The 19,679-nt window shown below is 44.8% G+C and carries 21 protein-coding genes and 1 riboswitch; of the genes, 9 read left to right on the forward strand and 12 right to left on the reverse strand.

The genetic code is table 11. From position 1 onward, the window contains the following. Positions 1-63 precede the first annotated feature (63 nt). From menH to ABVF09_RS12700, 3 genes are read right to left on the reverse strand one after another with little or no spacing between them, the layout of a single operon-like run. Positions 64-867 (reverse strand): 2-succinyl-6-hydroxy-2,4-cyclohexadiene-1-carboxylate synthase, encoded by an 804-nt coding sequence (gene menH, locus ABVF09_RS12690; protein WP_371069359.1) that lies wholly within the window; start codon positions 865-867, stop codon positions 64-66. A 5-nt stretch (positions 868-872) separates the two neighbouring features. Further along, positions 873-2,621 carry a 2-succinyl-5-enolpyruvyl-6-hydroxy-3-cyclohexene-1-carboxylic-acid synthase gene (menD, locus tag ABVF09_RS12695; RefSeq protein WP_153465255.1) on the reverse strand — a complete coding sequence of 583 codons (1,749 nt, stop codon included), beginning with the start codon at positions 2,619-2,621 and terminating at the stop codon, positions 873-875. Then, positions 2,618-4,009 carry an isochorismate synthase gene (locus ABVF09_RS12700; RefSeq protein ID WP_026569615.1) on the reverse strand — a complete coding sequence of 464 codons (1,392 nt, stop codon included), beginning with the start codon at positions 4,007-4,009 and terminating at the stop codon, positions 2,618-2,620. Before ABVF09_RS12700 ends, menD begins: the two co-directional genes overlap by 4 nt. 349 nt (positions 4,010-4,358) lie before the next feature. On the opposite strand from ABVF09_RS12700, the gene ABVF09_RS12705 reads away from it, so the two are divergent. From ABVF09_RS12705 to ABVF09_RS12715, 3 genes are all read left to right on the forward strand, one after another. Beyond that, entirely contained in the window at positions 4,359-5,306 is a 948-nt protein-coding gene (locus ABVF09_RS12705; protein WP_026569614.1) for a 1,4-dihydroxy-2-naphthoate polyprenyltransferase, read from the forward strand. Between the two features lie 134 nt (positions 5,307-5,440). Further along, positions 5,441-5,827 (forward strand): hotdog fold thioesterase, encoded by a 387-nt coding sequence (locus ABVF09_RS12710; RefSeq protein ID WP_035426650.1) that lies wholly within the window; start codon positions 5,441-5,443, stop codon positions 5,825-5,827. A gap of 240 nt (positions 5,828-6,067) precedes the next feature. After that, positions 6,068-6,439, forward strand: a complete 372-nt coding sequence (locus ABVF09_RS12715) for a TraR/DksA C4-type zinc finger protein (RefSeq protein WP_026772386.1) — start codon at positions 6,068-6,070, stop codon at positions 6,437-6,439. 191 nt (positions 6,440-6,630) lie between these two features. Here the strand turns inward: ABVF09_RS12715 and ABVF09_RS12720 are convergent, their stop codons facing one another. Together ABVF09_RS12720 and ABVF09_RS12725 are read right to left on the reverse strand one after the other, a co-directional pair. Beyond that, positions 6,631-7,218 (reverse strand): ECF transporter S component, encoded by a 588-nt coding sequence (locus ABVF09_RS12720; protein ID WP_035426649.1) that lies wholly within the window; start codon positions 7,216-7,218, stop codon positions 6,631-6,633. A 166-nt stretch (positions 7,219-7,384) separates the two neighbouring features. Then, positions 7,385-7,528, reverse strand: a riboswitch (FMN riboswitch). 64 nt (positions 7,529-7,592) lie between these two features. Further along, positions 7,593-8,651 (reverse strand): M20/M25/M40 family metallo-hydrolase, encoded by a 1,059-nt coding sequence (locus ABVF09_RS12725; RefSeq protein ID WP_026569610.1) that lies wholly within the window; start codon positions 8,649-8,651, stop codon positions 7,593-7,595. A gap of 109 nt (positions 8,652-8,760) precedes the next feature. Between ABVF09_RS12725 and ABVF09_RS12730 the strand changes: the two genes are divergently transcribed. Beyond that, the gene (locus ABVF09_RS12730) at positions 8,761-9,318 is read left to right on the forward strand and encodes a thioredoxin family protein (protein WP_371069360.1); all 558 of its coding nucleotides are present in this window, start codon (positions 8,761-8,763) and stop codon (positions 9,316-9,318) included. 97 nt (positions 9,319-9,415) lie between these two features. Then, complete coding sequence (locus tag ABVF09_RS12735) at positions 9,416-10,414, forward strand: potassium channel family protein (protein WP_026569608.1); 999 nt, start codon at positions 9,416-9,418, stop codon at positions 10,412-10,414. On the opposite strand, the gene ABVF09_RS12740 is transcribed toward ABVF09_RS12735, so the two are convergent. Continuing rightward, positions 10,397-10,804 carry a YugN family protein gene (locus ABVF09_RS12740; protein WP_026569607.1) on the reverse strand — a complete coding sequence of 136 codons (408 nt, stop codon included), beginning with the start codon at positions 10,802-10,804 and terminating at the stop codon, positions 10,397-10,399. The genes ABVF09_RS12735 and ABVF09_RS12740 overlap by 18 nt on opposite strands. A gap of 295 nt (positions 10,805-11,099) precedes the next feature. Continuing rightward, a complete protein-coding gene (locus ABVF09_RS12745; RefSeq protein ID WP_371069361.1) occupies positions 11,100-12,452 on the reverse strand; it encodes a glucose-6-phosphate isomerase in 1,353 nt (450 codons plus the stop codon). 223 nt (positions 12,453-12,675) lie between these two features. Between ABVF09_RS12745 and ABVF09_RS12750 the strand changes: the two genes are divergently transcribed. After that, positions 12,676-12,915 (forward strand): DUF378 domain-containing protein, encoded by a 240-nt coding sequence (locus ABVF09_RS12750; RefSeq protein ID WP_026569605.1) that lies wholly within the window; start codon positions 12,676-12,678, stop codon positions 12,913-12,915. Positions 12,916-13,107: 192 nt separating this feature from the next. On the opposite strand, the gene yugI is transcribed toward ABVF09_RS12750, so the two are convergent. After that, complete coding sequence (yugI, locus tag ABVF09_RS12755; RefSeq protein ID WP_026569604.1) at positions 13,108-13,497, reverse strand: S1 domain-containing post-transcriptional regulator GSP13; 390 nt, start codon at positions 13,495-13,497, stop codon at positions 13,108-13,110. A gap of 333 nt (positions 13,498-13,830) precedes the next feature. On the opposite strand from yugI, the gene ABVF09_RS12760 reads away from it, so the two are divergent. Beyond that, the gene (locus ABVF09_RS12760; protein WP_026772383.1) at positions 13,831-14,673 is read left to right on the forward strand and encodes an alpha/beta fold hydrolase; all 843 of its coding nucleotides are present in this window, start codon (positions 13,831-13,833) and stop codon (positions 14,671-14,673) included. A 157-nt stretch (positions 14,674-14,830) separates the two neighbouring features. Next, positions 14,831-16,003, forward strand: a complete 1,173-nt coding sequence (locus ABVF09_RS12765) for a MalY/PatB family protein (RefSeq protein WP_026569601.1) — start codon at positions 14,831-14,833, stop codon at positions 16,001-16,003. Between the two features lie 82 nt (positions 16,004-16,085). Here the strand turns inward: ABVF09_RS12765 and ABVF09_RS12770 are convergent, their stop codons facing one another. Beyond that, a complete protein-coding gene (locus ABVF09_RS12770) occupies positions 16,086-16,673 on the reverse strand; it encodes a superoxide dismutase family protein (RefSeq protein ID WP_035426648.1) in 588 nt (195 codons plus the stop codon). 460 nt (positions 16,674-17,133) lie between these two features. Further along, positions 17,134-17,340 carry a hypothetical protein gene (locus ABVF09_RS12775; RefSeq protein WP_037329406.1) on the reverse strand — a complete coding sequence of 69 codons (207 nt, stop codon included), beginning with the start codon at positions 17,338-17,340 and terminating at the stop codon, positions 17,134-17,136. Between the two features lie 106 nt (positions 17,341-17,446). Here ABVF09_RS12775 and kapB point away from each other — a divergent pair, with 106 nt between their 5' ends. Then, positions 17,447-17,830: a kinase-associated lipoprotein KapB gene (kapB, locus tag ABVF09_RS12780; protein ID WP_026569599.1), complete on the forward strand. Its 384-nt coding sequence runs from the start codon at positions 17,447-17,449 to the stop codon at positions 17,828-17,830. Between the two features lie 130 nt (positions 17,831-17,960). On the opposite strand, the gene ABVF09_RS12785 is transcribed toward kapB, so the two are convergent. Together ABVF09_RS12785 and ABVF09_RS12790 are read right to left on the reverse strand one after the other, a co-directional pair. After that, positions 17,961-19,139 (reverse strand): cation:proton antiporter, encoded by a 1,179-nt coding sequence (locus ABVF09_RS12785; protein WP_026772382.1) that lies wholly within the window; start codon positions 19,137-19,139, stop codon positions 17,961-17,963. Between the two features lie 6 nt (positions 19,140-19,145). Continuing rightward, complete coding sequence (locus ABVF09_RS12790; RefSeq protein ID WP_026772381.1) at positions 19,146-19,634, reverse strand: cation:proton antiporter regulatory subunit; 489 nt, start codon at positions 19,632-19,634, stop codon at positions 19,146-19,148. Positions 19,635-19,679: the final 45 nt, after the last annotated feature.

Below are 19,679 nucleotides of genomic sequence, written 5' to 3' on the forward strand. Positions count from 1 at the left end.
GGGAAAGACCTCATAGAAAAATCATAAAAGCACTTCCCTGATTTCTATGCTCCATTAGCTTCCTCAGACATTTTCCAACAAGAATTCATGTACTATTGTATCAAATTTTTGTGGTTGCTCCACATGAATTGCATGCCCGGATAAAGGAATTATTTTCAACTTGCTGGAAGGCATACTCTGATGCATCTCTTCTGCAATGCCGACGAACTTCTGATCCATTTCACCCGCCAGAAGTAAAACCGGCAAGCGAATGTCGCCCAGTTCTCCCCACCAGGATGGCTGCGCCCCCGTCCCCATCCCGATCAGCGAATCTGCAAGTCCCCGCTCTGTATGACTTAATCTTTCCTGGCGGATGCGATTTTGGATGGAATCTGGAAGTTTATTTTGTGAATCAAACAAGGGAAGGTTCTCCCAATAGTCCACAAACGAAGTCACACCTTGTTCCAGAATTCTTTCGGCCAGTGCCTCGTCTTTTGTCTTTCTCGCAAGCTGTTCGTCAGGCGAACCGAGACCAGGGGATGCACTTTCCAGCATCAATGACTGAACTCGTTCAGGTTTCATTACCGTAAAAGATAATGCCGTCCTCCCACCTAGTGAGTAACCAAGCAAATTAACCTTTGAAATAGAAAGCTGGTCCAGCAATTGTCCCAGATCATCACAGAAATCCTCCATCCGGATAGGGGCTTGGGTCTTCGTCTTTCCGTGACCAGGCAAATCGAGCAGCAAAACCCGAAACCGATCCTTCCACTTTTCGACATATTGCTGCCAGCTTTCACTGCTGCCGGTAAAACCGTGCAGCAGTAGCAAAGGAGGGCCGCTGCCAACCTCTTTCAACCAATATTGTTTCCTGTCGATTGTGTAATACATCCTTATCACCCGCCAAGATAATCTAGCAAACGATGTTCGATTTCATTCCATTTTTCTCGATGCCATTCCACGTTTTCCTGCCGATTCGTTTGAACTTCGATAATGGACAATCCCTCATAACGATAACTGTCAGATAAGGCTTGCCGCAAGTCGTTCCAAGTTTCCGGCTTCGTGTATTTCCCTTCATACAACGCACTCGCATGTTTAAAATCAAGATCCAACGGGGTGCCGAAAATGGTCTCGAAGTGGCTGGTCTGCCCTGCCTGCGGCAAAAAGGAAAATATCCCTCCACCGTTGTTGTTGATTAATACCACTGTTAAATCGAGTTGATATTGTTTGGCCGCCATCAAGCCGTTGAGATCATGGAAAAAGGTTACATCACCTAATAAAAGAGTCACTCTTTCCCCTTGGGAAGCAGCCCCAAGCGCAGAAGAAGTGGTGCCATCTATCCCATTGGCTCCTCTATTGCCCAGTACGCGGATTGATTTCGGCGTAGCCATAAAGAAGGTGTCCATATCCCGGATGGGCATACTATTGCCGACAAAAATAGTGCTTTTCTCCGGAGCTGCTTCTGCCAGTTGTTTCACCGTATGTCCCTCGGTTAAAGAAAATGGTTCTGCATTTTCTTCCAAAAGCTTGGCTTTGGCCGTTTTATTCATTTCCCTCCAAGTTTGCAGCCATTGCTGGTTGTATGGAGGAACAGTTCCAACATGCGCTAGATCCCGACAGAGCTGGATGGGATCGGCATAAATGAATTGAGCCGATGTACCAGCCGGTTCCCGATACCCATGATGCGGTTCTACCACAAAATGTTCGATACCCGGATGTTCTTTGACAAACAGCAAATACGGCTTAGAAACAGGCATAGCCCCAAATCGGATAATAAAGTCCGGGTCGATCCGATCCCTGACTTGCTTACTTTTCAGTACAGCATCGTAGCTTTCCATGACGTTCACTTTGTCATGCTGTCCTGCCCTCAACTGGGACAATGGATCGGCAAGTACAGGAAGCTGCCACTTTTCTGCCAAAAGGCAAACGGCCTCTGCCAAATCCGGATCGAATTGAGGACCACAGACAAGCAAGCCTTTTTGATGCACAGACAGCTGTTCAATCAGTTTATCAAGCTGGTGTTGCTCCAATCTTTTTCCGCCCGTATATGTTTGATGGTGGGACTTGCCGTTACTGTCTCCCCATATATTCTCCAAAGAGAAATCGGGCATTAAAGGTTCGCGGAATGGAAAATTCAAATGCACAGGCCCAGGGTTTCCTTCCGCTGCAGTATGGAAAGCCCTGGCTGCTTTACTTCGTGCATATTGCAGCATGGCCGGCTCCTGCTCCGGAAGCGCCATTTCCTGAAACCATTTGGCGTATTTTCCATACATTTCGATTTGTTCAATTGCTTGAGGGGCCCCGACATCCCGAAGTTCATGCGGACGATCCGCCGTCAATACCACGAGAGGCACACGACTGTAATATGCTTCTACAACCGCAGGAAAATAATTGGCCGCTGCTGTCCCGGACGTACAGACAATGGCGACAGGTTTGTTTTGCTGCTTTGCCATACCGAGAGCAAAATAGGCCGCAGATCGCTCATCCATATTCACCCAATGACTGATATGCGGATGTTCTGCGAAAGTGACAGCGAGCGGGGTCGATCGTGAACCTGGTGAAACAACTACATCTCTCAGTCCACTTTGATACAGTTCATCGACAAAATTGGCAGTATATCTGGTCAACGCCTCGGTATAACTCATGATCGTCCTCCTAAAACAGACAGTATCGGTGTGAACTTTATATTTGTCTCCTGATACTCTTCCTCCGGGTTTGAGTCCTTAACAACGCCGCATCCGGCAAATAGGGAAGCATGGTCGTCCTGGATCAGTGCCGAACGGATTGCAACGGCGAATTCTCCGTTTTGATAGGCATCCAACCAGCCAATCGGTGCTCCGTACCAACCGCGATCCAGGTGCTCGTGTTCACGGATGAATGCAACCGATTCCTCGCTTGGCAGACCACCCAATGCAGGCGTCGGATGGAGCCGTTTCACAATATCGAGTATGGTATAGCCATCATGCAGGACGGCTTCCACAGGGGTATAGAGATGCTGCAAATTTTTCAACGGATATAAAACTGGTTCATCCGGAACCCGGACGTGATCACAACATGCGGATACAGCTTTCTTGATCATTTCCACCACAAACTGATGTTCACTGCGGTTTTTTTCATCGGTCAAGAGCTGCTCGCCGATCCGGTTATCTTCTGCTTCGGTCGTTCCCCTGGGCGCAGTACCAGCGAGACACGTCGACAGCAGCTTTTGATCTTCCACCTTCACCAACCGTTCCGGTGTGGCACCTAAAAAACAATCTTCGTCGTTTTCAAAGGCAAAAATGTAACTATTCGTCTGGGATTCTGTCAATGCTTTCAAGACAGGGGCCACATGTGCCTTGTCCGAAAATTGTACGCGGAGCTCACGCGCAAGCACGATTTTTTCGGTTTCCCCTTGCTTGATCGTTTCCGTAGCTTCCCGAACGAGCTGTTTCCACGCCATGGGTTCCACCTCGCTTTTTTCCGAAACAACAGGCCCCTCCGGCAATGTAGCAGAAGATAACAGCAACCGTCTGTCTTTATCCATGCGCTGTTCGATGTCAGCTGCCCTATCGTCCTGATAAACAACGATGTTGCTAGTCAAATAATGTTTCCCGTTTACGACTGTAAGCAAGTAAGCGGGAATTCGAAGTTTGCTGTCGGGAAAAGACTTCCAAAGGGAAGTAGCCGGTTTAGCAGGATCAAAAGAAAAACCGCCGAAGGCAATCGGCCCTGTTCCCGGTTGACGCTGAGGATTGTGGATGATCGCCTGCTGGATCATCTTTTTCCATTTATTCTCCATTTGTTCGAACCGTTTTTCTCCTGAAGCAATTAAAGCATGGGCTTCTCCCGCTCCTGCCAGCATGAGACTGCCTGCAGAATTCCCCCAAAAAATCCGGCCGCCATCAAACGAAGACCCATTGGCGAAAAAAGAAATCGGATTGACTGCAGGAACCGGTTCGGTAAAACTTAATAACTGGGGCTCCTGATTTGACCTGGCTGCGGTGACCGCCTCCTCGACAGCAAGTCCCAATTCTTTCAATTCTGTTTGAATCATGTATGATACCCTCCAATACAATAGGGAGAAAGTATGTGATTATTTCTTCCAATATAAGTACAGAAACGAGCACCGGTCCCTCGACTGGCAAACCGGCCCATGTATCTATTTACCCATAAATAAGGCACATTAATAAAAAATATAACTTCCAAGCTATAAAATCAAGTATTCACACCTGCACTGCAGACTTGAGAACCACTATCTATTTTATTCCCTTTTCGTCCGTTTCTCAACAATTGCCACTAATTCCTAGTAAATTATTATAATAGATAATTGACACGGTCTTGTCGTTTCCCTAAACTTAATATGATATACCACGATTTGAAGGCTTATGTAAGGAGAGAACCATATGCAATCCCTTGATAAAAACGCAATCAGCAGTGCGCTCAATGAAAAAGCAGGGTTTCAAGTCTGGTGGCGTCTGCTACGACCGCATACTCTTACCGCTTCGTTTGTACCAGTTTTTGTCGGTACCATGGCAGCACTGCTGGATGCTTCCGTTAATTTCTGGTTATTTGCAGCAATGCTGTTGGCTTCCATGCTCATCCAGGCGGCAACCAATATGTTCAATGAATACTACGATTTTGTCAGAGGGTTGGACAACGAGAAATCTGTCGGAATCGGCGGCACCATTGTCCGGGACGGGGTCGCTCCTCAAACGGTGCTTCGTTTGGCGCTTAGTTTCTTCGCCATAGCTGTCATGCTCGGCGTCTATATTTGCCTTGAATCCAGCTGGTGGATTGCCGCAATCGGAATCATTTCCATGTTGTGCGGCTATTTATACACAGGGGGACCTTATCCAATCGCATATACCCCTTTTGGGGAACTGATCGCCGGTTTTTTCATGGGAACAGTCATCATCGGGATTAGTTACTTTATTCAAACAATGGAAGTGACCGGCTCCGTTGTATGGATTTCCATTCCTGTAGCCATCTTTATCGGCACGATCATGCTTTCTAATAACATCAGGGACTTGGAGGGCGACAAAGAAAACGGCAGAAAAACAATCGCTATTTTAATCGGCAGAAAAAATGCGGTGTTACTGCTAGCGTCCTTATTTACTATCAGTTATTTATTGATGGCAGTTTATGTGTTTACAGGAATTCTGCCTATTTGGTCCTTCATCACCCTGCTTGGAACAAAAAAAGCGGTAAGTGCAGTCAAAGGCTTTAAAGGAAAAACCGTCAATTTGGAAATGATGCCGGCAATGAAGGCAACAGCGCAGACGAACACCTTTTTCGGGTTGCTGCTGGGACTGTCGTTGCTGATTGAATATTTCATTCCATTTCATTTTTAAGTACACCGAAGTAAACGACAAGCTGCCGACTTGTCGTTTTTTTATTCCATAATACGTAATGCCGGGATAGCCAGGAAGAAAATGGACGTTTCAACCTATTGTCCCGGGGAAATATGATAGAAAGGATGTTCACTATGAATCTTGAAAACACCTTGATGGAAGCACTTGGAATGCAGGTAATCACACAGGAGAAGAATTTAGTCGAAATAACCATGCCGGTAAACAAACAAACGCACCAGCCAATGGGTTATTTGCATGGAGGTGCCAGCGTTGCATTGGCAGAATCAGCAGCAAGCATCGCTTCTTTCTTGAATATAGATGCAGACAAACACCAGATTTTTGGTATAGAAATCAATGCCAACCACATAAAAAGCAAACGTTCCGGAATCGTTACCGGAAGAGCTACCCCGCTCCACCTCGGCAAGACGACTATGGTTTGGGACATTAAAATTGTGGACGAACAAGAGCGACTCATTTCTGTTTCACGCTGCACAGTGGGAGTCGTACCCTTGAAAAACTAAGAAAAGAGCAAGACGCCTGTTTAAAAGCGCAGAGAGTCCCGCACGGCCTGTGGCACCAACGCCTGCATGACTCCGTCTGCGGGCCTCCGACAACGGGGCGGCGTCTTCTACCACAGAAAGAATCGGCTTATGAACGTGAGGAGAAAGGCGCCGGAGCTAGACAAGAACAGCATGGAGCGCTTTGTCCTTTCCATCACATCTGCTCTTATCCTCTGAACCTGCAAGAAAGGAGTATCGTTAATGGATCAAGAAAAACTCGCACACTATAAACAATTATTGGAAACGATGAAAAAAGAGGCACAAGAAGAACTCGGTCAAAATGCCGACAGCTATAATCTGGATAAAGAATATCCGGACGACTCGATCGGAGAGTTCACCAACTATGACAACCACCCGGCTGACTTGGGAACGGAAATGTTCGAGCGGGAAAAGGCGGCCACCCTCAACTCACAAGCACGTCAACGATTAAGCGAAATCGAACATGCTTTGGATAAAATCGACAAAGGCACTTACGGTTTCAGTGAATCGTCAGGAAAACCAATTCCCGAAGAGCGTCTGGAAATAGAACCGACGGCGCGTTATCTAGTCGAGGAAGTCGACGGAAACGACTAATAAATTGAAAGCGGCCGGGACAATAGCACGGCCGCCAAAGCAAAAAAACGAGCGAATTCTAAATGCCCGAAATAAAAAGCACCCTATAGAGCAGACACTTAAAAAGAGTCTTCTTATAGGGTACTTTTTATGGAAAACGTTCGGCTTTTATTTTGCACTTTGCTTCTGTCCCAGCTTCTTTTCAGGAGATATTAAGACGCAGCCATCCTTTTTTTCTCCAGCCATGGTTTCAACTTTATAAACAGCGGCACGAAAAGCGCACCGATAACGATTCCTTTGATTACATTAAAGGGAAGAATACCTCCCGTTACCGTCACCAGTTTCACTTGGTCACTCATCGATTCCCACCCCATAAACATACTGTAAGCGGGCAAAAGGACAAAGTAATTCAGCAGCCCCATTCCCACTGCCATGACAACCGTGCCTGTCACTAACCCGGAAACCAGACTCTTTACCCCTTTGAACTTATGATAGAGCATGGATACAGGCACTACAAACAGAACACCGGCGAGGAAATTGGAAGCAATGCCGATCGGATCACCTGCACCTGTATAAATCAAATAAAGCAAATTTTTGACTGCTTCCACTATGATGCCTGCCCCAGGGGAAAAAATCAGGGCGGCAATCAATGCCGGTACTTCACTGAAATCAACTTTCAAATATTGCGGCAGCATCGGAAGGGGAAAATTCAAAAACATCAACATCATTGAAATAGTTCCCAGCAGTGCCAAAATAATCAATTTTAATAAATTTGAAGATTGCTTGGTTGTTGTAGCCAATATCTTCTCCTCCTTCATCTTGTGCATCGAATCCTATCTGGCGATGAAGGTGAAACAGAATTCCCATGAATCAAGAAATCCATCAGAAAACCCTGAAGCGTATAGAAGCTTCAGGGTTTATGTTCAGAGGGAAATAAAAGGCAGTCTTATCCATGCCTTTTCTGTTCCGTATCTTCTCCCATCCAGACTGTAACTGTCGGTCCTGGAATCGCACCAGGTCAGCCATCCGGCGTTAGCCGGACAGGTCACGGACTTAGAGCTCAAGCTCTTCACCGTCGGTCGGGAATTTCACCCTGCCCCGAAGATAGATTCGATATTTAATTGGTAATCTTATTATACTACCTTTCCAAACTTTTGCAAATAGAAACGTTTGATCAGTCCTCCAGCGGATTCAGACTTTCATTGCCGGTCATCTCGGCAATCATTTTGACCAACAAATCAATTTCTTCATCCATATCCTTGATACTGACCGTTTCCACAGGTGAGTGCATATACCTCAGCGGAAGGGAGACAAGTCCGACCGGAACTCCCCGACCCGTAAGACGCATCTTGTCTGCATCCGTTCCTGTCGCTCGTTGGGTCAATTCGTATTGCACCCGCATATTCAGAGAACGGGCTGCTTTCTCCAACAGCTGGTTGATTTTGATATTGATCGGTGCCCCTTTAGCCAGAACCGGCCCTTTTTCCAATTGAACGTCGCCATATTTATTTTTGTTCACACCTGGATAATCGGTCGCGAAAGTTACATCACAAGCAATAGCCATATCAGGTTCAATGCCTGCGGCAGCAAAATAAGCACCACCCATATTGGTTTCCTCATTTACTGTACTGGCGGCATACACGCCCACATCTACTTCCTTCTCCGCCAGGCGGCGAAGCACTTCTGCCACTATGAAAGCGCCTGTCCGGTTATCAAGGCCGCGGCCGGATATATATCGATCAAGCAACACTTCCGGTTCCCTTTTGTAAACGGCTAAATCACCGATTTGGACATATTTCTCCATTTCCTCTTTCGAGCGTGCACCGCAATCGATGAACAAGTCCTCTAAATCGAAATCACCCTTGATGCCGCCATGATGTTGGGCATTGACTCCAATCACTCCGGTGATTTCCTGGGCATAGCCCAAGACCGTCACTTTCATTCCAATGGCTGCTTTCGGATTGATGCCGCCCATTTTGTCGAAATGAAGATATCCTTGTTCATCAATCCGGTTGATCACAAGGGCGATTTCATCACAGTGACCAGCCAAAAGAATTTTGAATTCAGCTTCCGGATTGAGTACACCGATTGCATTCCCTGCATTGTCGGTGATTATTTTGTCAGCGAAAGGTTTTACATAGTCGATCCACTTTTTTTGAATGTTCATCTCCATACTGGATGGAGATGGCGTTCGCAGCAAGTCCATTAAAAATTGTTGTCTGTTTTGTTCCATATGTAGTTCCTCCTTTATCACATATGTTAATGATACCAAAAATTTGGGAAAACACTAAATGTTGTGAAGCCAGAATCCATTTTGAATCAAAAAATCAGGAGTGATACAGTTGAATTTAGAAACATGGTACCAAAAAGGGATCGATCCGGATGACTATATAGAATCGATGCAACAGCATAGAGAAAACTTGTTGTACGTATATGATCATTTCACTTTGCCTGAAGACGATTTGCTTTTCGAGAAGCTTGCAAAAGAAAACCTGCGTGTCATCGTCTTAACAGAGGACTGGTGTGGGGATGCCATGATGAATGTACCGATTTTGTTCCACCTTGCCGAACGGGCGGAAATGGACGTGCGTCTGCTTGCCCGTGATCAAAACCTGGAGTTGATGGATCAATATCTGACAAACGGAAAAGCTCGCTCCATTCCGATTTTCATCTTTATCGATGAAAATGGCCGGGAGATTGCAAAATGGGGGCCGCGGGCGTCCGAGGTCCAGCAGTTTATCGACCAATCCCTGGCCAATCTTCCAGAAAAAGAAGCTGCAGATTACCAGGAAAAACAGCGGGAATTGTTCACTTTCGTAACCAAATCATTTCGAGACAATAAGGACTTCTGGCAGCAAACGTATCAAAGCATTCTTTCCACTTTAGAACATGCAATCTAATCTTATTTTCCCCGGCCGCAAGTCGGGGATTTTTATACTATGGGAAAGACATTTTGGAAATACTGGATAGTAAAAAAACAAAAGGTGAGCTTACCCAATGCAAACACTTCTGCAGGTTTATTTCCGCATGCCGATATTTTTCCGTTTATTATCATCTGTCCTTCTATTGATGATGTTATTCGGTATTGCTATTCACATTCTGGAGCCCGTTCACTTTCCGACTATTTTTGATGGTATTTGGTGGGCATTTGTTACCGGGTCGACGGTTGGGTACGGTGATTATGTACCGCTCAGCTCTGCCGGAAGACTGGTTGCCATTCTGTTGATTCTCGCCGGCGGTGGGTTGGTGACATTTTATATGGCCACCATCTCTGCAGGGACAATCAAACATGAACGAGACCTTTCAAAAGGACTGGTAAAGTACAGAGGCAAAGATCATATCATCCTAGTAGGCTGGAACGAACGGACTAAGCAGCTCATGGAAATGATTGTGGAAAGGAACATGAAAAAACAAATCGTGTTGATCGACCATACCATGAATAATTTGCCTTATCAAAAACACCAATTGCATTTTGTGCGTGGCTCCGCCTTTGAGGATGAGACATTGGAAAAAGCCAATTTAAAAGATGCCAAGTACGCTGTCGTCACCGCTGATCCTTCCAAAAAAGAACTTCAAGCCGACCAGTCGACAATCCTGACAGCAGTCGCTATCAAAGGGAACAATCCTGATATTGTCCTGATCACAGAAATATTGACAAAAGAGCAAATCAAAAACGCCAGCCGGGCTGGCGCAGATTCCATCATTCGGTCAAATGACTTTATGAGTACCCTGTTATTCCACGAGCTATTCCGGCACAAACCGGTCAAACCGTTTGATTTGCTGATACAAGTACTGGCAGATCAGCAGTTCCATCAATTCCCTTTGCCTGAAAATCTTTATGATAAGACTTTCTTACAATGCGCCGATTATTATGCCGTTTCAGAACAACTGTTGATCGGTATCATGAGGAAGGGGCAGATGCTCGTCAATCCAGCTTTTAGCACCACGCTCCAAAAAGGTGACACGTTAATTGTCCTTTCATCGCTCCATGAGTGATCGTTCCACTTCCTGGAGAAGCTCTTTCCCCTCTTCTACAAATTGATCATTTACTTCTCCATCAGGATCCACCGGTGTTTGAAATTGGTCCACCGCACCCCTCAGGGCGCCATTGCGGCCGTCTGCGTCCACTCCGGACTGGTACACATGGGAAAGCACGAACGGTTTGCCCAATTTGACTATCACTCCAGGTGAGTCAAGCATGCCTTTTACTGCTTTGAAGGGAATTCGCAAAAACTGGTAGCCGTCCTCTACCCCCATTTTGTAATCAAACGATCCTTGGTCATAATCCCAGTTGCCGCCGATGGAAAAGCCCATCGGTTTTAATGTTTCTTCCAGTGCATGAAGTGAAAAATCACGATTTTCCAAATCAGATGGTATTGGAATCATTTTCAACTACCTCCTTTGATATCAGCTTGCCCCGATCAAGCAATTTCATGAGAAATCCAATGAGCCTGTAGAAGCTGAATGTCATGGAGGTGTAAAGAAAAGCCTTGGTGAGAACTCGTCAAACGCTCGGGAGTACGCTTGGCGCCACTATTGGAATGCGCAAGGTTGCCTCAGCAACATTCACTGCAGGTGATGAGGGGCTCATTCACATCATGCCGAAGGTTTTTCTCTCAAATAAAAAAGGGAGTGCCAATAAGTTAAAAACTTTTTGACACTCCCTTTTTGTATTGCCGATTTATTTTTTTAAACGATTTTCCAATTCTTGTTTTTGTTCCTCAAATCCTGGCTTGCCCAATAAAGCAAACATATTTTTCTTGTATGCTTCCACACCTGGTTGATCAAATGGATTGACACCCAGCAAGTAGCCGCTGATTGCACATGCTTTTTCAAAGAAATAGACGACATAACCGAAAGTGTAGGCATCCAGTTTCGGCAGGTGAACGATCAGATTAGGCACTTGTCCGTCTGTATGGGCAAGCATGGTACCCTGGTATGCTTTTTGATTTACTTCATCGATCGTTTTACCTGCAAGATAATTCAAACCATCCAAGTCTTGAGCATCTTCTTCGATGGTGATGTTCGACTTCGGCTCTTCAACATGAAGTACGGTTTCAAACAAATCTCTTCTACCTTCTTGAACATACTGGCCTAATGAATGGAGGTCAGTAGAAAAATTGGCTGAAGAAGGGTACAGCCCCTTGAAGTCTTTCCCTTCACTTTCCCCGAACAGCTGCTTCCACCATTCCGCAAAATATTGGAGGGCTGGTTCATAGTTGATCAGCATTTCGATGTTTTTTCCTTTATTGTAAAAGATATTACGGACAGCAGCATACTGATAGGCAGGGTTTTCATCCAGGTTTTCAGAGGACAATTCCTGCTGCGCTTTGTATGCTCCATCCATCATCGCATCGATATCAATCCCGCTTGCAGCTATCGGCAGCAAACCTACCGCAGTTAGAACGGAATAACGGCCGCCTACATCATCGGGAATGACAAAGCTCTCGTAGCCTTCCTCGTTAGCCAGTGTTTTCAATGCACCTTTTTGTTTGTCTGTCGTTGCATAGATACGTTTTCTTGCTTCTTCCACACCGTATTTATCTTCCAGATATTTACGGAACAGACGAAACGCGATCGCCGGTTCTGTTGTCGTACCGCTCTTGGAAATAACGTTTATCGAAACGTCCTTGCCTTCAAGCATGTCATACAAGTCGTTCATATAAGGTGCGCTGATACTGTTTCCGACGAAGAAAACCTGTGGGGTTCCACGTTGCTCTTTAGTCAATTCATTATAGAATGAATGATTGAGCATTTCGATTGCTGCTCTTGCTCCCAAATAAGAGCCGCCGATGCCGATCACCAACAGAACGTCAGAATCAGATTTGATTTTTTCTGCAGCCTTTTTAATCCGGCTGAACTCTTCCTTATCATAGTTTTCAGGTAAATCGAGCCAGCCTAAAAAGTCGCTGCCTGCTCCCGTTTGATTATGCAAATCCTGGTGTGCAAGCTTCACAGGCTCTTGTAAATAATCAATTTCATGCTTGCCAAAAAATGATAGGGCGCGTTCATATTCAAAGCTTATATGTGTCATCATTCTACCTCCAAAATTAAAAAATCAACCTGATTTAAATGTACCGAAACCTAATCGGTAAATCAAGCAATGCCCATCATCCAACATCACACGGGCCAGAGATGAAAGGAAGTCGGAGATCGTTCCGCGCATCTTATCCTGTTTGGCAGTGATTTTTTTGCATATTTCCCTTCCTTCTGGGGATTGCTATTACTGGAAGTTAAATTTGAAGGAGGGATGCTGTGTGAATGCATTACAGCGTATTTCTTTACTGCTTGTGATCATCGGTGCGGTAAACTGGGGTCTTGTAGGTTTATTCCAATTCGATTTAGTTGCAGCCTTATTCGGCGGCGGAGAGCAAAGCGGTGCTTTTGCCAGGATCATATACACATTGGTCGGCATCAGCGGGCTGATTTGTTTATCGATGCTGTTTAAACCGGACGAGCAATTTGCTGATAAAAGAGAACCAGAAACAGAAAGATAATGCATACAACCGTCTTGTACTTCCAAAGTACAGGACGGTTCTTTACAAGAAAAAAGAAACTGGTCAGGAATTTGCACATATAAATAACCTAACAGTTGCAAGAAGGCAGGCGCTTGCGCTAAACATCCCTGAATTTTATACTTTTTAATCATATAAAAAAACTGCCTGAAAAAAGGCAGTTTCAAAATCAAATTAGTTTTTGTATGTGTTTTCGCGTTCTTTCGACTGCTCGATCCATTCTTCCAGCTTGTCTTTCAATGTGTTGAAACCTGCTTGCTGGCTGTCCTGCTGAACGGCAGCATTAGACTTTTGTCGCTTCGGTTCAGGCTTTTTCGGCGCCTCTTCTGTAGCACGGATGGATAAAGAATACTTATTCTTTTCCTCATCTATTTGAAGAATTTTCACTTTTACTTGATCGCCAACTGAAAGATGATCGTTGATATCCTTCACATAACCATGTGTCACTTCTGAAATATGAACAAGTCCCTGCACTTCATCGTCCAGTGCCACAAACGCACCGTATGGCTGGATACCTGTTACTTTACCTTCAATAATTTGTCCTGTTTCAAACTTCTCTGCCATGCTGAACAACTCCCGATTTTATTTTCTATGATTAATACACAATAAACAATTTTAGCATATAAAGTGTTTTCCCGCAAAAAAATGCATAATCCGAGGAATTTCAGACGTCGATTATAAAAAAATAACCTTTTGATAAAATTTTTTTGTTTTTTAATGTTTAAAAAGAGATCAATACGGTTATACCTATAACTGTAAGACTTTCTCGTATTCCCCCTGTTGAAGACAAAGCAACGTTGCTTTGTCTTTTTTTTGTCTTTTAACAACTCCGACACTCAAATAAACCGCAAAAACTGTGGAATAATAATCTTTATCTTTTAATACCGGGGGATTTACATGGAAACCACTAAACAGAAAAAAACCATTCACTTTCAAAATGCCGACATCCACTATCGCCTTTATCAATCTACCGGAAAATCAGACAACCCTTGCCTTTTTTTGCTGCACGGCTTCTTATCCAGTCAGTTTTGCTTCCGTAAGATGATTCCGCAACTCCGCCGCCATTTCCATATACTCACCATCGACCTCCCACCCTTTGGAAAAAGCGGAAAAGTGACATCCTTTTATTATTCCTATCAAAATATGGCCGATTTGGTTATATATGTACTTGATGCATTGAACATCGGAAAAGTTTGGATAGGTGCTCACTCGATGGGTGGTCAAATCGCACTTCGTTGCGCGATGTGTTACCCGGAGAGAATAGAAAAACTGATTTTGATGGCCCCTTCCTGTTACATGAAAAAAGCTTCCAAAATGCTGAATGCTTTTAGTGCATTCCCCACCTCCCCCAAACTCTTAAAAGCGGTTCTGCGCCGCGCGGGTGTCGACGGTATTCTGAAAAAGTGTATGCACGATGAAAAATTGATCACCAAACGAATGATTGCTGTCTATACGAAACCTTTTTTAGAATACGACATTTATCCGTGTCTCACCAAATTGATCCGGGACAGAGAAGGAGATTTGCCATCTTCCAGCCTGCGTGCCATTGACCAGCCATGTCTGATTATTTGGGGAAAGCAGGACTTGATTTTGCCTGTTTCCAACAGTTACCGACTCTTGCGTGATTTACCAAATGCAGAATTGTGTACGTTAAGCAGGGCTGGTCACTTCTTGCCGGAAGAAGCCCCAGGACTCATCTGTGATTATATATTGGCTAAAACCATCCGAAGAGAGAAATGAGTTCAAATTGTTTCCAATCTATTTTTCCTGTTTATATAATGAAGAAGAGCATGAAAGGATAACAAACCGTGAAACGATTTTATGCACTTACAAGACTGCAAGTTGGCGTGCTGAAGGACCACCAGTGCAGTTAAGAGTACTGAAGGAGGAAAAGACCATGGTTAATTTCGATCAAGCCCCACAGCGTACCGGCACCAGATCGGTTAAGTGGGATTTATTAAAATCTATTTATGGATCTGAAGAAGTTCTGCCAATGTGGGTCGCCGATATGGACATCGCCGTACCTGATTCCGTCAAAAACGCCCTCGTAGACAGGGCAGAACATGGAATATTTGGATATACGGTGACAGATAAAGCAATCAGTGATTCTGTCATCAGTTGGCTGGAAAGACGGCATGGATGGAAAATCAAACCGTCATGGCTGCTATATAGCCCGGGTGTTATCACAAGTCTCCATATGGCTGTACAGGTACTGACAGAAGCAAACGACAAGATCATGATTCAAACACCGGTTTATCCACCTTTTTATGATCTTGTCGAAATGCATGATAGACAGCTGGTCAAATGCCCGCTGAAATTGAAAGAGGGCCGTTATGAAGTTGACTTTGATGCATTCGAAACGTCCTTGAGCCAAGGGGTAAAAGCGCTCATCCTTTGTAATCCGCACAATCCGGTCGGAAGGGTATGGACCGAAGAAGAACTGCGAAAAATCGGCCAGCTCTGTTTGAAACACAATGTTTTGATCTTCTCCGATGAAATTCACGCAGACGTAGTTTACCCTGGCCATACACATGTTCCAATTGCTTCCCTTTCCGATGAAATAAACCAGATCACCATCACGTGCATGTCTCCTACCAAGTCCTTTAACTTGGCCGGCTTGCAAGTTTCTTATTTGATTACGCCAGACAAACATAAACGTGAAAAAATCGATCACTTTTTCCATAAGCAAGGGATAAAAATGATCAATACGATGGGAATAACAGCTTTGGAAGCGGCGTATAACGAAGGGGATGATTGGCTGGAACAGCTGCTGCGACTGTTGGACGGGAACAGGCAGCTTGTCGAGAAAGCTTTTGACAACCGGGATGAAATAAATGTTATACCAGCCGAAGGCACTTATCTTATCTGGCTTGATTGCAGGTCGTTAAACATGTCGCAGGAGGAACTGAAAAGGTTCATGCAGGAAGATGCTAAAGTAGGACTTAATGACGGAGCCTCCTTTGGGAAAGATGGGGAAGGGTTCATGCGCATCAATATCGCTTGTCCCCGCGCGACAGTCGAAGAAGGGTTGAACCGGATTCTATCCGCCTTGGATGCCCGAAAAAAATAACTCCAGTTCTTATGAAACGAAAAATACATGCCAAAAAACAGGCTGTCGCAACCGCTTTTAATGGAGCAGTTTCGGCGACAGCCTATTCTTGTTCTTTCTCCTGATTATCTTCCGTCGGATCTGTCGGCGACTGCTCAGCCGCGGAATCTTCTGCTTGTATTTTTCCACAAACAATTCTGGCACCAGATTCGCCTGCAGGCTGACTTACACCATCATCCTGGCTTTCATGGAGGACCAGGGAAGTGCCATCTTCTTTGAGCAATGAATTTTTTCCATCGGTCAACGTGGCACCGCTGAGCATCAATTCCGCTTCGGCTATCCCATCCTCCGCCACTTCCACATTGGGAAGGTCTCCAAGATGAGCGCCTTCTGGATGCATCAATCCATGCTCCTTACCTTCTGGATTCAAGTGACTGCCTGCCGTTGTGAAATCCGGCCCTTCGCATTTAGGAAATTCATGTACATGAATGCCGTGAAGGCCAGGCTCCAACCCCTCCAAGGACAGTTTTACTTGAACACCATCTGATTGTTCTGACAGTTCAGCTGTCCCCAGGGAATCTCCGTCGCTATTCAACATGTCAATCTTTAAAGGGGATCGGGTATCCTCCTGACAGCCGACCATGAAAACCAACGGCACACTAAGAGCTGCCTTCAGTAACAGCTTAACCAAGAAATCAACTCCCACCCAAAACTTCATATGGGAATAGTATAGCCGGTTAACTGCGGATTTATCCTTTTTCAGACGTGCTTTCAGACAAAAAAAGCATGGTCACCAAGCAAAAAACGAACAAACTCCAAAAGCTAATCGAATTCATATGGTTTTTATTTGTATCTCTTTAGTAAACTTCTTTTAATCCTGTTGTTTGGTACGCGATTCGAATCGCTGCGTTTTTGTGGTCAGATTTCTAATTTCTACACGATGCCTGCCTTCGTCACTGTTTAGATACTTATCAGTGAATCGAAGAATACGGTACTGTCCATCTTGTCTGGCACGAACTGAAAGCGAAATACCTTGCGGGAATAGATCATTACAATATTCATAAGTTTCCGCTAATCAAAACAACCGAACGAATGGTGGATTCGTTCGGTTGTTATTTTGGTCTCGATGCTTTTGTCCCAGGCTCACCGGGTCACTGTTTGGGACGATGGTTTTCATTCGAGATAGGTGAAGAAGAAGAGTCGATCGAGTACTTTTCTTCCATTCGTCTTTCCTCTTTTTTCGAATGCTTGTATATAAGGTACATGGTGACAGCGGCGCCGATAGAAAATATCACCAAGGATATCACAGCAGGTATATATTCTGTTTTATCCTCAGGAAAATATAAAAATTCCATCATGATAAATCACGTCCTTCTGCCCTCATTATAGCAAAACGGGTTAATTCTTGTACATATATTCTGCATCTGGCAAAATTGAATTAACCTACAAAAGGGAGTGACCTGAATGGAGAATGCCACAATAGGTGAAATCGTCAAAGCCCATTACAAATCGGGAACATATATAGGAGAGGTCATCGAGGATCGCGGTGCAAACTACTTGATTAAAGTGCTGGCAGTCGCAAAGCACCCGTTACAAGGTGACTTACACAATTACGGAAAAACAGAAGATGTGTTTTTCCATCAACGAAAAGCATTGAGCTGGCAGGAAAAAATGAATGTGTCGAAACCTGCAGTCCATCCATATACGGAAAACTCGATCCCTGATTATGAATCATCCCTCCGACAATCGGTTGATGAATTGAAAAAGAAATTGAGCAAACAAGATAATCCATTTAACCAGAAGGCAATCAAAAGCCTTGAAGAACTAGAACGTTCCTATTTTCAATAGGTAGTCAGCACCTTGCGCCCACATGCTCAAGAAAAGCCTCGGGGCTTCCGGCACCGAGGCTTTGGCTTTGCTTGCTTCTCTGGCAATTAAAAGAACAGACTGCCCCGATAACAGCTTGGCTTGTTCGGCATTATGTACCAGGTACCCGTAAATCCTTCTTCTTCGGCTTTGCTTTTCCGTAAACCTTATTGGTTATTTTCGGAGCCTGTTCAAACAACAGCATGCCTAAAAAAGCAGCAACCAAAATATAGATACCGGCCATTACCTTTACTGTCCCGGCCGCTGTGGCAGCCATCACCACGGAAAACTCTCCGCGGGCACATAGCGATAAACCAGCACGTAATGATACCTTTTTCGACAATCCATACCATCTACCGCCGATGGTGCCCACCAACACTTTGGAAACCACCGACCAAGCTAGTAAGGAAACCAGCAGCAAAGGCATCGGAATTCCATTGCCTAATTCAATGGTGGTTCCGAAGTAGATGAAGAATGTCGGCAGCATCAAATCCCGAAGCGGAACAACGGCTTGCTCGACCCGGTGAAGGTAGCGGATTTCAGCAAGCATCATGCCGGCCAGAAACGCCCCCAACACCTCCGATAAGCCGAGAAGCAGGGCCAATCCTCCATAAGCCACAGCAATCCCGACCAACAGGGCCATTTTAAAATCTTCATCTTCAACTTTCTCCCACAAATGATCGAACTTCTTGAAAACCACTTTACCAAGGAAAACCGCCAACAGAGCCAGCCCGACAATTTTCCCCAGCAAGAATACCAGATCATTTGCGGCAAAACTGCCACCGCTTCCCATGCCAATCAAAATCGCCACGACCACCGGGGCGACCAAATCTTCAAAAATGAGAATAGCCAGAATGAATTCGGTTTCAGTGTTGGCCATCCTGCTATTGTCGTCCAACAGTTTGGCCGTAATGGACGAACTCGTAGCATATGCCACGCCGCCAACAATAAAAGCAGAAAATAAGTCCATTCCAAAACCGACCGCAATCATCATCGAAACACCAAAGCTCAATACAACATCCAAAAGCCCTGAAGTCCAGGCTTTTTTTGCAATTCCGCCAAGCCTGGAAACACTGAATTCCATTCCAAGTAAAAAAAACAGCAGTACAATGCCGATTTCACTGGCGACGTGAAGGATTTCATTGTCATTCAAATAGTCGGCCAGAACAATCCCGAACAAAATATATAAAATGACACTCGGGAATTTTATTTTCAAGCTTAAAAAACCCAAGTAGAAAATGCCCAGAAGGATTAAGCCAGCACCCAGTAATACTGGTAGTTCAGTATGCAAGGACGATCATTCCTCCCCTTTGCACAAAGCGGTCAATGCGGCGATTTGGTCTTTTTTGCCCACACACATCAACAGATTTCCCGGCTCCAATTTAGTCGTTGTTTCAGGAATGGCAATCGTTTCTCCCCCTTGGACAATACCGATGATAGTAGCCCCTGTCTTGTTTCTCACTCCAGATTCTTCGATTGTTTTATTAGCCAGCGACGAACTTTCTTTTAACTTCACATAATCGATGACAATTTGGTTTTGAAAAATTTTCAATTTGTCTGCATCGACTGGCTGATAAGTGGCCCCCAACAGTTGAGCTCCCAGCTCCCTCGTTTCGTCGGGTGTAAGGTCCATACCGAAATCAGCCTCATCGCTGTCTGCATCATTAAAAAAGTACAACTCCCGTTTGCCCGAGTGGTGGACCACTACCACAAGCATGCTGTCCTCGCATGTCTTCAACGTGATTTTTTGTCCAATCCCCGGCAACTGTGAAACCGATACATTCATTTTTGTACACCTCGCTTACTTCTTGCATAATTGTCTGTAAAAAAA

Origin of the sequence: Sediminibacillus sp. JSM 1682029 (assembly GCF_041366435.1) — a bacterium.
GTDB classification, from domain to species: domain Bacteria; phylum Bacillota; class Bacilli; order Bacillales; family Amphibacillaceae; genus Sediminibacillus; species Sediminibacillus terrae.